Origin of the sequence: Nocardioides aquaticus (genome assembly GCF_018459925.1) — a bacterium.
Lineage (GTDB): Bacteria > Actinomycetota > Actinomycetes > Propionibacteriales > Nocardioidaceae > Nocardioides > Nocardioides aquaticus.
In genome coordinates, this window is sequence record NZ_CP075371.1 from 696,337 (window position 1) to 709,000 (window position 12,664).

Annotated in this window: 12 protein-coding genes and 4 tRNA genes; 6 read left to right on the forward strand and 10 right to left on the reverse strand. The window is 75.3% G+C overall.

All coding sequences use genetic code 11. The features are described 5' to 3' along the window. Positions 1 to 98 precede the first annotated feature (98 nt). Positions 99 to 1,283, forward strand: coding sequence for a glycoside hydrolase family 26 protein (locus tag ENKNEFLB_RS03420; protein ID WP_214057910.1), 1,185 nt, complete (start codon positions 99 to 101; stop codon positions 1,281 to 1,283). Between the two features lie 154 nt (positions 1,284 to 1,437). On the opposite strand, the gene ENKNEFLB_RS03425 is transcribed toward ENKNEFLB_RS03420, so the two are convergent. Continuing rightward, positions 1,438 to 1,716, reverse strand: coding sequence for an HU family DNA-binding protein (locus tag ENKNEFLB_RS03425; protein WP_160012121.1), 279 nt, complete (start codon positions 1,714 to 1,716; stop codon positions 1,438 to 1,440). Positions 1,717 to 2,039: 323 nt separating this feature from the next. On the opposite strand from ENKNEFLB_RS03425, the gene ENKNEFLB_RS03430 reads away from it, so the two are divergent. After that, on the forward strand, positions 2,040 to 3,257 hold the full coding sequence (locus tag ENKNEFLB_RS03430) for a S8 family peptidase (protein WP_214057911.1): 1,218 nt from the start codon (positions 2,040 to 2,042) through the stop codon (positions 3,255 to 3,257). 155 nt (positions 3,258 to 3,412) lie between these two features. Here the strand turns inward: ENKNEFLB_RS03430 and ENKNEFLB_RS03435 are convergent, their stop codons facing one another. Together ENKNEFLB_RS03435 and ENKNEFLB_RS03440 are read right to left on the reverse strand one after the other, a co-directional pair. After that, positions 3,413 to 4,954, reverse strand: a complete 1,542-nt coding sequence (locus ENKNEFLB_RS03435; protein WP_214057912.1) for a serine/threonine-protein kinase — start codon at positions 4,952 to 4,954, stop codon at positions 3,413 to 3,415. Positions 4,955 to 5,120: 166 nt separating this feature from the next. Further along, a tRNA-Phe gene (locus tag ENKNEFLB_RS03440) sits at positions 5,121 to 5,194 on the reverse strand. 75 nt (positions 5,195 to 5,269) lie between these two features. Here ENKNEFLB_RS03440 and ENKNEFLB_RS03445 point away from each other — a divergent pair. The 3 genes from ENKNEFLB_RS03445 (at position 5,270) to ENKNEFLB_RS03455 (ending at position 6,040) form a co-directional block, all read left to right on the forward strand. Then, positions 5,270 to 5,342: transfer RNA gene (locus ENKNEFLB_RS03445), tRNA-Glu, on the forward strand. Positions 5,343 to 5,486: 144 nt separating this feature from the next. Continuing rightward, a tRNA-Asp gene (locus ENKNEFLB_RS03450) sits at positions 5,487 to 5,560 on the forward strand. A gap of 123 nt (positions 5,561 to 5,683) precedes the next feature. Continuing rightward, entirely contained in the window at positions 5,684 to 6,040 is a 357-nt protein-coding gene (locus ENKNEFLB_RS03455; protein ID WP_214057913.1) for a metallopeptidase family protein, read from the forward strand. A 6-nt stretch (positions 6,041 to 6,046) separates the two neighbouring features. Here ENKNEFLB_RS03455 and ENKNEFLB_RS03460 read toward each other — a convergent pair whose 3' ends face one another. From ENKNEFLB_RS03460 to ENKNEFLB_RS03470, 3 genes are read right to left on the reverse strand one after another with little or no spacing between them, the layout of a single operon-like run. Further along, positions 6,047 to 6,385, reverse strand: coding sequence for a fluoride efflux transporter FluC (locus ENKNEFLB_RS03460; RefSeq protein ID WP_246535822.1), 339 nt, complete (start codon positions 6,383 to 6,385; stop codon positions 6,047 to 6,049). Next, positions 6,382 to 6,798: a CrcB family protein gene (locus ENKNEFLB_RS03465; RefSeq protein WP_214057914.1), complete on the reverse strand. Its 417-nt coding sequence runs from the start codon at positions 6,796 to 6,798 to the stop codon at positions 6,382 to 6,384. Before ENKNEFLB_RS03465 ends, ENKNEFLB_RS03460 begins: the two co-directional genes overlap by 4 nt. Beyond that, a complete protein-coding gene (locus ENKNEFLB_RS03470) occupies positions 6,795 to 7,826 on the reverse strand; it encodes an ATP-binding protein (protein ID WP_214057915.1) in 1,032 nt (343 codons plus the stop codon). The genes ENKNEFLB_RS03465 and ENKNEFLB_RS03470 overlap by 4 nt, the downstream gene beginning before the upstream one ends. A gap of 254 nt (positions 7,827 to 8,080) precedes the next feature. On the opposite strand from ENKNEFLB_RS03470, the gene ENKNEFLB_RS03475 reads away from it, so the two are divergent. Next, a complete protein-coding gene (locus ENKNEFLB_RS03475) occupies positions 8,081 to 9,640 on the forward strand; it encodes an NAD(P)/FAD-dependent oxidoreductase (protein ID WP_214057916.1) in 1,560 nt (519 codons plus the stop codon). 7 nt (positions 9,641 to 9,647) lie between these two features. On the opposite strand, the gene ENKNEFLB_RS03480 is transcribed toward ENKNEFLB_RS03475, so the two are convergent. From ENKNEFLB_RS03480 to ENKNEFLB_RS03495, 4 genes are all read right to left on the reverse strand, one after another. Further along, a complete protein-coding gene (locus tag ENKNEFLB_RS03480; protein WP_214057917.1) occupies positions 9,648 to 10,283 on the reverse strand; it encodes a hypothetical protein in 636 nt (211 codons plus the stop codon). Between the two features lie 64 nt (positions 10,284 to 10,347). Further along, positions 10,348 to 11,130 (reverse strand): enoyl-CoA hydratase family protein, encoded by a 783-nt coding sequence (locus ENKNEFLB_RS03485; protein WP_214057918.1) that lies wholly within the window; start codon positions 11,128 to 11,130, stop codon positions 10,348 to 10,350. Between the two features lie 107 nt (positions 11,131 to 11,237). Then, positions 11,238 to 11,310 (reverse strand) — tRNA-Lys (locus tag ENKNEFLB_RS03490). A 113-nt stretch (positions 11,311 to 11,423) separates the two neighbouring features. Continuing rightward, a complete protein-coding gene (locus ENKNEFLB_RS03495) occupies positions 11,424 to 12,617 on the reverse strand; it encodes an MFS transporter (protein ID WP_214057919.1) in 1,194 nt (397 codons plus the stop codon). Between the last annotated feature and the right edge of the window lie 47 nt (positions 12,618 to 12,664).

The window sequence follows — 12,664 nt, forward strand, 5'->3', positions numbered from 1 at the left end:
TAGGTGACCCTTTCGCGGGTCCGGCGGTCCGGCCGCGTCACACCGCGGGCCTGGTCGAACCGGCACCGGGGCGCCGCGGCGGGCGTACGCTCGTCCCTGTGGCCTCCCCCCGACCACGTCCCCCCTCCCGCCCGTCGCCCCGCACCCGGTTCCTGGCCGGCACGGTCGTCCTCGTCGCGCTCGCTGCGCTCGCGCTGCGGCTCGACGTCGGTGCGCGGCCGGGCGGGCCCGACGCGTCCGACGCGTCGGTGGGCGGCGCCGACGCGGTGGCGGAGGGCGGCGACGTGCTGACCGGGGTCAGCCTGGACTGGGCCACCGACAGCCTGGCGGCCTACGCCGAGCGGCTCGGTCGTACGCCCGCGGTCGTGGTGACCTTCGCCGAGGTGCCGCTGCGCGAGGAGGACCTCGCGGCGGTGCAGGGCGTGGTGGACCAGGCCGGGGCGGCGGGCAGCAGCGTGCTGCTGACCCTGGAGCCGAACGCCGGGCTGGCGGCGGTCGACGAGGCGGCCACGGCCGACCTGGTCAGGCGGCTGCGGGCGTGGAACGACGGCGGCGTCGAGGTCTTCCTGCGCTACGCCCACGAGATGAACGGGTCCTGGTACCCGTGGGGCCAGCAGCCGGAGGCGTACGTCGCCTCCTTCCGCCAGGTGGCCGCGGCGGTGCACGACGGCGCCCCGGGGACGCAGATGATGTGGGCGCCGAGCTATGCCGGCGGCTACCCGTTCCTGGGGGGTGGCTACCACGCCGACCCGGCCGCCCCGGGCGTGCTCGACACCGACGGGGACGGCGTGCTGACGGAGCGCGACGACGGCTACGCGCCGTTCTACCCCGGCGACGACGCGGTCGACTGGGTCGGCATGTCGCTCTACCACTGGGGCGAGGACTACCCGTGGGGCGAGAACGAGGTGCCCGCGCCGGACAAGCTGGTCGACCAGCTCGGCGGCACCTACGTCTCGACCACGCGCGACGAGCGGGTCGTCCCGGACTTCCACGGCGAGTACGGCGTGGCCCGCGGCAAGCCGGTCGCGGTGACCGAGACCGCGGCGCTCTACGTGCCCGGCGCCGGCGGCGCCCCGGAGGCCGAGGTCAAGGCCGCCTGGTGGGACCAGGTCTGGGACCCCGCGCTGGCCGAGCGGCTCCCGGCCCTGGGCATGGTCGCGTGGTTCGAGTGGGCCAAGACGGAGCCGGAGGTGGGCGGCCAGGTGGACTGGCGGGCCACGGCGGACCCGGGGCTCGCGCAGGCGTACGCCGCCGCCCTCGACCGTTCCGGCCGCGCCCGCTGACGCCGAGATGACGCTCGCGGACAGCCGAGATGACGCTTGCGGCGCGTCGAGATGACGGTCGCGGCGCGTCGGGGGACGCAGAAGCCCCCGCCGGTGACCGACGGGGGCGTGCGTGCGCGCGGGGCGCGCAGGGGGTCCTACGAGGTGCGGTCGATCAGCGACCGGCGACCTTGCGCTTGAGCTCGGCGCCGGCCTTGAAGGCGGGGGCCGTCGTGGCGGCGACCTGGATGGCCTCGCCGGTCTGGGGGTTGCGGCCGGTGCGGGCGTCACGGTCGCGGGTCTCGAAGGTGCCGAAGCCGGGGATGGTGACCTTGTCGCGGGCGACGAGGGCCTCGGTGATGGCCTCGAGGACGGCGGCGACGGCGCGGTCGGCGGTGGCCTTGTCGACGTCGGCGCGGGTGGCGACGTCCTCGACGAGCTGGCTCTTGTTCATGAAAACTCCTTGGTGTGGCGTGCGATCTCTTCTCGGCACCGTAGCGGCCCCGCGGCCCGGAACGCGCGCCCGGGCCCACCGCGGCGTGGTGCGGGGACCACCTGGAGCCGGCCCAGAGCCGGCCCGGAGCGCCCTGGACGGCGGCCGATGCGGGCCCTGGTTGCAGCTTCGTGCAGTGCATCGACCTGCATCACAGGTTCGTGGCGCGGGGGTGCCGGGAGGGGCACAGTGACCGGTGACGGCCCCCCGGCCGTCAGCCCTCCTGTCTCGGGAGGTGCCCGCCACGTGGCCGTCCGCGGCCCGCCGGAAGGTGCTTGGAAACCATGAAGAAGACCACCCCGCTCGCTGCCCTGGTCGCGGCCCTCGCCGCCGCCGGCACCCTCGGCGCCGGCCCGGCCTCGGCCGCACCCGCCGCCCCGTCGGCCGCCGGACCCGCCGCGCCCGCCGCCGCCCCCGACCGCCCCGCTCCGTTGGTCACCTCCGATCGTGCCGTGGCCGGTCGGTACGTCGTCGTGCTCGACGAGGCCGCCGCCGGCCAGGCCCGCAGCGAGGCCCGCGCCGCCGTAGACGGGCAGCGCAGCGACGTCGAGCACGTCTACGGCACCCTCGGCGCCTACGCCGTCTCGCTGACCGACGCCCAGCTGGCCGAGGTCCGCCGGGACCCGCAGGTCGAGTTCGTCCAGGAGGACGCCCGCGTCAGCATCGCGGCGACCCAGAGCAACGCCACCGGCGGCCTGGACCGCATCGACCAGCGCGCTCTGCCGCTCTCGCGCAGCTACACCTACAGCCGTACGGGCTCCGGGGTGCGCGCCTACATCATCGACACCGGCATCTACGCCGCGAACCGGGAGGTCAGCGGACGCGTCGCCGCCGGCGTCACCGCGATCAACGACGGGCGCGGCACCAGCGACTGCAACGGTCACGGCACGCACGTCGCCGGCACCGTGGGCGGCACGACGTACGGCGTGGCCAAGGCGGTCACGCTCGTCCCGGTCCGCGTGCTGGACTGCCGGGGCAGCGGCACCAGCTCCGGCGTCATCGCCGGGATGGACTGGGTGGCCGCCAACGCGACCCGGCCCGCCGTGGCCAACATGAGCCTGGGCGGCGGGGCCGACGCCGCCACCGACACCGCGGTGGCCCGGATGGTCTCCGCCGGGATCACCACCGTCGTGGCCGCCGGCAACGAGAACGTGAACGCCTGCACCTCCTCGCCGGCACGGGCGGCCTCGGCGATCACCGTCGCGGCCAGCACGTTCGGCGACGCCCGGGCCTCGTTCTCGAACTACGGCTCCTGCGTCGACCTCTTCGCCCCGGGCCAGAGCATCACCTCGGCCTGGATCGGCGGCACCACGGCGACCAACACCATCTCGGGCACCTCGATGGCCTCCCCGCACGTCGCCGGCGTCGCCGCCCTCTACCTCCAGGGCAACCCGTCAGCCTCGCCGTCGACGGTGACGGGCGCGCTGGTCGGCAACGCCACGAGCAACGTGGTCAGCGGCGCCAACGGCTCGCCGAACCGGCTGCTGTTCTCCTCCTACTGAGCCGGCCGCCGGGCCGCCCCGGCCCGGTCCACGACGCCCCTGCCGTTCCTCGGCGGGGGCGTCGTGCCGTACGGCCCGGGCCCGGCGGGTGCGCCGGAACCGTCACCTCGAGGCGCCGCGAGCGTCATCTCGGCTGTCCGGAAGCGTCATCTCGGCTACACGGCCTCGTCGTCGCCGATCACGAAGCCGTCGCCGGCGGGGTCGAGGTAGAGCCGGCGGGTCTCGGTCTGCGAGCCCCCGTCGGTCGTGTACGTGACCTGGACGTCGACCGTGGTGCCGTCGTCGGCCACGGTGGTGGAGCCGACCGAGACGTCGTCGATCGTGCGCCAGAAGCCCGCGTACGACTGGAAGGACGTCGACTGCCGGTAGCTCGGCGAGAGCTGGGCGTAGGCGGCCTCGAGGTTGTCCGGCAGCTGGGAGTAGTACGACGTGGCGAACGCCGCGGCGTCACCGGTCGACGCCGAGGGTGACTCCGACTCCGGTTCCGAGGGGGACGGGCTCGACGGCTCGGGCTCGGGGGGCGCGGAGGTCGTCGGCGGCGCCGACGTCTCCGGCTCCTGGGTCGGGGTCGGCTCCTCGGTCGGGGACGGCTCCTCGGTCGGCGTCTGCGCGGGGGTCGCCGACGGTGCCGGCGTGGGGTCCGTGGTGCCGGCGACGGGCTGCGCGTCGTCGCGGCCGACCTGCCACACCACCCCGCCCAGCAGCAGGACCAGCAGGACCGCGGCCGCCACCAGCCAGCCGCCCCGCCGACGGCGGCGGTCATCGGTCGCCGGCCCTGTCGCCGGCCCTGTCGCCGACCCGGTCGCCGGCCCCGAGGGCGGCACCGGCGGCGGCACGGGAGGCACGGGGTGTCCGGCCGCGTCGTCCGGCTCCGGCGGGGCAGCCGGTGCTGCCTCGCCACGGTGCACCGCCTGCAGGGACGCGACCACCATCCCCATCGAGGGTCGCGCGCCGGGGTCGTGGTCCATCATCCGCGTGACGTGGTCGGTGAGCGGGCCGCCGTGCGCGGGCACGGGCGTGGGCTCGGAGACGATCGCGTTCAGCACCGCGAGCGCGTTGTCGCGGTCGGCGTACGGCCCGACGCCCTCGACGGCCGTCCACAGCGTGGCCCCGAGCGCCCACACGTCGGAGGCCGTGCCGCCGCTCTCGCCGCGGGCGGCCTCGGGGGACAGGTACGACGGGGTGCCGGTGACCAGGCCGGTCCGGGTGAGCTCGACGTCGCCGTGGGTGCGCGAGATGCCGAAGTCGGTGATCTTGACGTGGTCGTCCTCGGTGATCAGCAGGTTGCTCGGCTTCACGTCGCGGTGCACCGTGCCGCGGGCGTGGGCCGCGGCCAGGCCCTCGGCGGCCTGCGCCCCGAGCCCGGCCACCCGGACGGGGTCCAGCGGCCCCTCCTCGGCGACGATCTCGGCGAGGGTGCGCGAGGGGACGTACTCCATCACCAGCCAGTTGCCGGTCTCGTCCTCCACGGCGTCGTAGATCGCGACGACGTGCGGGTGGTTCAGGGCCGCCGACGAGCGGGCCTCGCGCAGCGCCCGGGCCACGTCGAAGGTCGTCTCGCCCGGCAGCGCCCCGATCTGCTTGACCGCCACCTGGCGCCCCAGCACCTCGTCGCGGCAGAGCCACACGGTGCCCATCCCGCCCCGGCCGACCGCGCGGTCGACCAGGTAGCGGCCGGCGATGGTCCTGGGTGGCATGCGCTCCTCCGTACGTCCTGGTGCCCGGGCGGGCAGGATCCGGCAGCCCGGGGTGGTCGGCCCATCATGACCCGACGACCCCCGGGTGGCTCCACCCGTCGACGCAGAACGCCCCCGCCGGTGACCGGCGGGGGCGTTCGTCCAGGTCGGGACCTGGTGCTGCTCGTGGGCAGGGGCGGGGTCGAACCGCCGACCTTCCACTTTTCAGGCGGACGCTCGTACCGACTGAGCTACCTGCCCGAGCGACGGTCACCTTACCGGAGCCCGGGTCCCGGCCCGCAACCGGACGGCGTGGTCCTAGGATGTGGCCGCCTGGCCCCCATCGTCTAGCGGCCCAGGACCCCGCCCTTTCACGGCGGTAGCACGGGTTCGAATCCCGTTGGGGGTGCCGAGTCCGAGCCCGGGTCCGAGCCCGGGCGGGGCCTGAGTCGGGCCCGAGTTGGGCCTGAGTTGGGCGGCGCAGCCGCCGTGGGTTAGAGTCCTACCGCTTCGTCCGCGAGGCCCGATCCGGGCTGCGCGGAAGAGCGAACTAGGCCCCGTAGCGCAGTTGGTTAGCGCGCCGCCCTGTCACGGCGGAGGCCGCGGGTTCGAGTCCCGTCGGGGTCGCAGGATGACGCCCCGGACCACTGGTCCGGGGCGTCGCTGCGTTCCGGGGGCGTCGCGTGCTGTCGTGGGTGGAGTCGTGACGAGCCCTGCCGGCGCGTTTCGGGCGTCGGGGAGGATGACCGCGTGCCTCTCGACATCAGCCCCGAGGAGTTCGAGCGCCTGGTCGACGCCGCGCTCGACGAGATCCCCGACGCGCTCGCGGAGCGGGTCAGCAACGTCGTGGTGCTGGTCGAGGACGAACCGCCGGCCGACCAGCCGCGCGACATCCTCGGGCTCTACGACGGCGTCGCCCTGACCGAGCAGGAGGGCGGCAACCTGGCCCGCCTGCCGGACCGGATCTTCGTCTTCCGGCTCCCGCTGCTGGCCTACTGCTCGACGCCCGAGGAGCTCGTCGAGGAGGTACGGATCACCGTCGTGCACGAGATCGCCCACCACTTCGGCATCGACGACGACCGGCTGCACGACCTCGGCTACGCCTAGGCCACCTCAGCCCGCGACGAGCGCGAACGCGACCGTGCAGCCGAGCAGGCTGAGCATGAGGGTCCCCACGGCGTAGGCCGCGCCCCGCGCCCCGCCGGTCCGCCGGGTCTGCACCACGAAGCTCGACCAGGTGGTCAGGCCGCCGCAGAAGCCGGTCGCCAGGAGGGCGTACGCGCTGCCGTCCAGGGCCAGTGCCGCGAAGGCGCCGAGCAGCGTCGAGCCGACCACGTTGACCAGCAGCGTCCCCCACGGCAGCGCCCGGTCGAGGTGGTGCGCGGCCACGAACCGCAGCGGCGCCCCGACAGCACCGCCGAGCGCCACCAGCAGCAGGTCCACCGGGCTCACTCGTCGCCCTCCTCGTCGGCGAGGTCCTGCTCGGGCCCGGTCCCCACCGCGGCGGACACGGCCACCACGGCCAGCAGGCCGACGGTCAGGGAGCTCCCGACGTACGCCGCCGCGGTCACCGTCTCCTCGGCGGCCAGCAGCGCCCGGGTCTGGTCCGAGACGGCCGACAGCGTCGTGAACCCCCCGAGCAGGCCGGGCCCGAGGCCCGCGGCCAGGACGGACGACCGGCGGACGGCACCGAGCGCCGGGAGGGCGGCCAGCGCGACGGCCCCGACGAGGTTGACCACGAAGATCACCCACGGGAAGTCCGTGGGGCCGGCCGGGACGACCTCGCCCACGACCGCGCGCAGCACGCACCCGAGCGCGCCGCCGACGGCGACGGCCGCGACCGCCGCCGGAGCCGGTCCCCTCACCGGACGGTCGTCCGGGGGCGCTCGTCGTCCCCGTCCCCGTCCCCGGGCGCCCCGTCCCCGGGCGCCCCGTCCCCGGGTTCCTCGTCCCAGCGCCGGGGCGCCGCTCCGGCCCCCTGCGCCTCGAGCTCCTCGAGGAACCACCGCTGGAACCGTCGCTGCTCGTGGTCGCGGGCCAGGGCGAGCAGCCGCTCCTCGCGGCAGAACACGTCGGCGGCCTCGAGCAGCTCGGCCAGCCGGCCGAGCTCCGCGGCGCCCTCGCGGGTCAGGTCCACGCGCAGGTCGACCGCGGTGTGGCCCTCGGCGTGGTCGTGCACGGCCGCGTCGGCGGCGTCGGCGATGTCGGCGACGGCGAGCAGGAGCCCGTCGTACGCCGGGGCGTCCAGCGCCGTGAACAGCTCGGACAGGTCGCGGGCCAGCGGGTAGGTCGTGGCGTGCGCCAGCGCGAGCAGCCGCACCTCGCGCCGCAGCTCGCGGTAGTGCCGGACGAAGGCGACGTGCAGGCGCAGCGGGACGCCGGGGAGCACGAAGGTGCGCACGCCCGCGCGGTCCAGGGCGCGGCGCCGCGCGGCCTGCCCGGTCAGGCCGGTGACCACGCCCTCGGTGGCGACGTCCTCGACGTCCTCGGCCGGCTCGAACCAGACGACCTTGCCGTCGTCGTCGATGTCGGCACCCCAGGCCCGCGAGACGCGCGCCACGATGCCCAGGCCGCGCCCGAAGGTCAGCAGCGCGTCGTCGTCGAGGTGGTCGCCGAGCAGGGTGGCCTCGGTGCCCGAGCCGATCCGGGGCGCGTCGGTGGAGGCGTCGCGCACCTCCACGCGCGGGTGGGCGGCGGTGCCGGCGACCCCCACCTGGATCGGGGCGGACCCGTGCAGCAGCGCGTTGCTCACCAGCTCCGAGACGCCCACCTCGGCGCACTCGGCCAGCTCTGGCCGGCCGAGGTCCCGGCAGCGGCCGACCACCCACCGGCGTGCGTCCTGAACGCTCCGTGGCCCGGGGGCCAGGGCGATCTGAGGCGGGGTCGACGTCACGAGGGTCCCTCCGAGAGTGGTGGCCGTCGGGGACAGTGTGGACGCTTTACCCGCAGGGGTGGCGTGTCAAGCCACCCCGGCGGGCTTCCGCGTGTCGCCCGGCGACCTGTTCGATCCGGACGCGAGCCGCTGACCTGCGACGACGCGGCCCCACGTCGAGCAGGGGCGCGTGTGACCGATGAGACGACGCGACGACTGGCACCACCCCGGTCGGCGCGAGACGATGGGGGTGCACCCGAGGAGACGGAGCACCCATGAGCTCGACCCAGGACGGACACGACGTGACGCAGCCCCACCACGAGAACCTTCAGCTGGTCGACCACGGCAACGCGGGCGACGCGAGCGGGGGCGAGGGACAGCGGCACCGGGTCGTCGTCATCGGTTCCGGCTTCGGCGGCCTCTTCGGGACCAAGGCCCTCAAGGGCAGCGACGTCGACATCACGATGATCGCCAAGACCACCCACCACCTCTTCCAGCCGCTGCTCTACCAGGTGGCGACCGGGATCCTCTCCGAGGGCGAGATCGCGCCGCCCACCCGCGAGGTGCTCAGCCGGCAGAAGAACGCCCGCGTCCTGCTCGGCGAGGTGACCGACGTCGACCTCGACGCGCGCACCGTCACCCACCACGTCCTGGGACGCCAGACCGTCACCCACTACGACTCGCTGCTGGTCGCCGCCGGCGCCGGGCAGTCGTACTTCGGCAACGACCACTTCGCCGAGTTCGCCCCCGGGATGAAGAGCATCGACGACGCCCTCGAGCTGCGCGGACGCATCTTCGGCGCCTTCGAGATGGCCGAGGTCGGCGCCGCCAAGGGTGAGGACGTCGACCACATGCTGACCTTCGTGGTCGTCGGGGCCGGTCCGACCGGTGTCGAGATGGCCGGCCAGATCGCCGAGCTGGCCCACCGCACGCTGCGCCGCGACTTCCGCTCGATCAACACCCGCTCCGCACGCGTCGTGCTGGTCGACGCCGCCCCGCAGGTGCTGCCTCCCTTCGGCGCCAAGCTGGGGGAGAAGTCGAAGAAGGAGCTCGAGAAGCTCGGCGTCGAGGTCAAGCTCGGCGCGATGGTCACCGACGTCGACGAGCGCGGCCTGGTCACCCAGTACAAGGACGGCCACACCGAGCGGATCAACTCGATCACCAAGATCTGGGCCGCCGGCGTGCAGGCCAGCCCGCTGGGCAAGCAGCTGGCCGAGCAGACCGGCGCCCCGGTCGACCGGGCCGGGCGGATCGGGGTCAACCCCGACCTGACCCTCCCGGGCTACCCCGAGGTGTTCGTCGTCGGCGACATGATCTCCCTCGACAACCTCCCGGGCGTCGCGCAGGTCGCCATCCAGGGGGCGAAGTACGCCGCCAAGGAGATCGGCCACCGCCTCGACAACAAGCCGGCCCAGAAGCCGTTCAAGTACTTCGACAAGGGCTCGATGGCGATCATCAGCCGCTTCCGCGCCGTGGCGCTGGTGGGCAACGTGCGCCTGACCGGCTTCATCGCCTGGCTGATGTGGCTCGCGGTCCACCTCGTCTACATCACCGGCTTCAAGAACCGGATCACCGCGGTGCTGCACTGGTTTGTCTCGTTCCTGGGACGCGGGCGCGCCGAGCGCACCTCGACCGAGCAGCAGATCTTCGGACGCAACGCATTGGCCAGGTTCGACCGCGGCGCCGTCGACCTGGTCTCCGAGCCCGGCGCCTATGAGGCGGCCCAGGTGATGCTCGAGGCCACCCGCCGCGCCGAGCTCGAGGCCGCGGCCGCCGAGAACGTCCGGCTCACCGACGCCGGCGAGCGCGGCGTACGCATGGAGGAGCGGGTCTGACCCGCCCTCAGGGCCGGTCGACGACGTCCGGGCGGTAGTGCGCCAGGACCCGGGTGAAGTGCACCGGGTCGACCATGGAGGCGTCCACGACGTACGGCGGGTGCCCCCGTCGGGCGAACACGACCTTCCAGCCGCGCCGACCGGGCCGCCCGACCACCTCGACCGGGGTGGCCCGGCCGGCCAGGTCGCAGCGCCAGGTTTCGCCGTTGCGGGTGATCGTCAGGTGCCCGCCGTCGACGGAGAGCCGGGCGACCGAGGTCGACGACCGCACCGCCCACAGCACCAGGCTCAGCGCTGCGGCGATGCCGACCGGGACGAGGTCCCCGGCCACCAGGTCGGTGCGGTTCCCGTAGGCCTCCCACGCCAGCAGGGCGGTGACCCCGAGCGAGGCGAGCAGCAGCAGACCCGTGACCAGCCGGGCCGTGCGACGCGGCCGGAACGTCGGGTGGGCGAGGTCCTCGTCGACCGCGGCCGGCAGGTGGGGCTGCTCGGGCTTGCGGACGGGGCGCGCCGGGGCCGGGGGCGCCGGGGTCGGGGGCGCCGGGCTCAGGGGCTCGACCGGGGCCGCCGGCTCAGGCGGCGAGCGGTGGGCCAGCCACCGGTCGAACAGGTCTGCCTGTCCGTCGGGGGCCGGATCGGTCATGCCCGCAAGGTACGGCGATCCGGGGGGCGACGGGTGCGTTCGGCCGGATCCGCGGGGGCCGGTCTCAGCGCCTGCGCTCCAGGAACGCCGTCATCGCCGTCTTCGCCTCGTCGGAGCCGAAGAGGCGGGCCGAGAGACGGGCGAGGTCGTCGCCCCGGGCGTCGATCCGGTCGACCAGGTCGCGGGCCAGCAGCTGCTTGGTCTCGCGCAGGCCCTGCCGGGCGCCCTTGCCGAGCTCGGCGCAGGTCTCGGCGACGGCGGCGTCGAGGTCGTCGGCCGGCACCGCCCGGGTGACCAGGCCCCAGGCGGCGGCGTCGCGGCCGTCGAAGGTGGCGCCCGACAGGCACGCCCAGGCCCCGGCGCGGCTGGTCATCCGGGGCAGCACGGTCAGCGAGATCGCGGCGGGGGCCAGCGCCAGGCGTACCTCGGTCAGCGCGAAGGTCGCGTCCTCGGCGCAGAGCGCCACGTCGGCGGCGGCGACGATCCCGATCCCGCCGGCCCGCACCGGTCCCTGCACCCGCACCACGACCGGCTTGGCATGCGCGACGATCGCGCGCTGGATCGCCACGATGGTCCGCGCGCCCTCCTCCATGCCCTGCCCGGCCGCCTCGGCCAGGTCGGCCCCCGAGCAGAAGACCTTCCCGGTGGCGGCGAGGACCACCACGCGTACGGCGTCGTCGGCCTCGGCGCGGGCGAGCCCGTCGAGCAGCTCGGCCACCAGCTGCCGCGAGAGCGCGTTGCGGTTGCGCGGGGAGTCCAGGGTCAGCGTCGCGACCCCGTCGGACACGTCGAGGTGGACCAGCTCGGGCGTCGCGCGCGCGGGCGTCGGGGGCGTGGTGTCGGTCATGGCGGGCATCCTGCCCGACGACGGTGCCCGGGGTGGCCGGTGGCGACGGGTCGCGTGCCTGAGGACGGGCCACGGACGGTGCTCGGGCACACGACCCGGACGCGCGGTAGGCCCCGTGGGACTCGAACCCACAACCTAAGGATTAAAAGTCCTCAGCTCTGCCAATTGAGCTAGGGGCCCGGGACCTGCGGAGCCGTGGCGTGCGTCGGTCGCAGTCCGGGCGAGCGCTCGGTGCCGCGCTGCCGGGGGCGAGTCTAGGTGGTCGGGTACGCCCGGCGGACGCGGGCGACGACCTATCGGCGCTCGGGAGACCGCGGGGAACGGGGGTGGCCCGGCGCCGCCATGGCCGCAGCACCCACGGCGACGAGCACCGCCAGCGCCACCAGCACCGCGGACAGCCCGAGGGAGCCCGCGAGGCCGCCGACCACCGCCGGGCCGACCACGGCCGCGAGCGCGCCGACGGCGATGACCGCGGTCATTGCCTCGCTCGAGCCCTCGGGGACCAGGGCAGAGGTCCACACGGCGATGATGGAGGCGCCGATCATGTATCCCGGGGCGAACACCACCGCGGCCGCGAGTGCGGCGGCCCACGAGTCGCCGGCGACACCGAGGACCCCGAGCGCGACGGCGAGCATGCCCAGGCACGAGGCGGCGACCCGGCGGGAACCGATCCGTGCGGACCACCGACCAGTCAGCAGCCCGAGCAGGCCGAGGACGCCGATGACGGCGTAGAGCGCCGGGCCGGCCGTATCCGGCAGCCCGCCGCGGCGCAGCGTCTCGGCGGCGTAGGTGAAGAACAGGGTCGTCGTGACGTAGTAGCCCACGGCGTAGACGGACGGGAGGAGGAGCGGCCGCCACACGGGTCGGGGGCGGCCACGGGGCGCGGGGGCGACCCGCGGGGTCCAGCGCAGGTTGAGCGCCGCGGCCGCGGCGGAGGCGAGGCCGACCGCGGCCCACACCGTCCGCCACCCGGGACCGGCCACCGCGACGACCGCGACCGCAACCAGGCCGGCGCTGGTCCCCGTGGCGACGGCCGCGACCAGCCCGGGCCGGCGCTCGGGCGGGGCGACCGCTGCGACCAGGTCGTTGTACGGGGCCCACACCCAGCCCGCTGCGCTGCCCACCAGCACCGCCCCCGCGGCGAGGACCCCGGGGTGCGGTGCGACGACCACGACCAGCCCGCCGACGGCGCCGCACGCGCAGCCCAGCGTCGTGGGTGCGCGGGGACCGGCGCGCCGGGCCAGCAGCGGGGTCCCGAGGATGCCGATGAGGAAGCCCGCGAACGTCGCCGAGGCGATCAGGCCGACGACCGCGTCGGACAACCCGTTGGCGGAGAGGGCGGGGTCCGTGCGCAGGTCGGGCAGCGTGAGCCCGAACGCGAAGCGGCCCATCCCGAACGCGACCGCCACCACGACCGCCCCGGCGGCACCGACGCGGAGGGCTGGCGCGCCCGCTGGCGCAGGGGCGGCGTCGCTCCGGCCAACCACGGCGACGATCCTAGGCGAGGGTCCGCTCGGGGCACGGCGGCGGCCGA

Excerpts from the sequence above, each read along its gene's own strand:
- ENKNEFLB_RS03480 (WP_214057917.1), bottom strand. The coding sequence starts at position 10,283 with ATGACCGATCCGGCCCCCGACGGACAGGCAGACCTGTTCGACCGGTGG.
- ENKNEFLB_RS03430 (WP_214057911.1), top strand. The coding sequence starts at position 2,040 with ATGAAGAAGACCACCCCGCTCGCTGCCCTGGTCGCGGCCCTCGCCGCC.
- ENKNEFLB_RS03425 (WP_160012121.1), bottom strand. The coding sequence starts at position 1,716 with ATGAACAAGAGCCAGCTCGTCGAGGACGTCGCCACCCGCGCCGACGTC.
- ENKNEFLB_RS03485 (WP_214057918.1), bottom strand. The coding sequence starts at position 11,130 with ATGACCGACACCACGCCCCCGACGCCCGCGCGCGCGACGCCCGAGCTG.
- ENKNEFLB_RS03435 (WP_214057912.1), bottom strand. The coding sequence starts at position 4,954 with ATGCCACCCAGGACCATCGCCGGCCGCTACCTGGTCGACCGCGCGGTC.
- ENKNEFLB_RS03475 (WP_214057916.1), top strand. The coding sequence starts at position 8,081 with ATGAGCTCGACCCAGGACGGACACGACGTGACGCAGCCCCACCACGAG.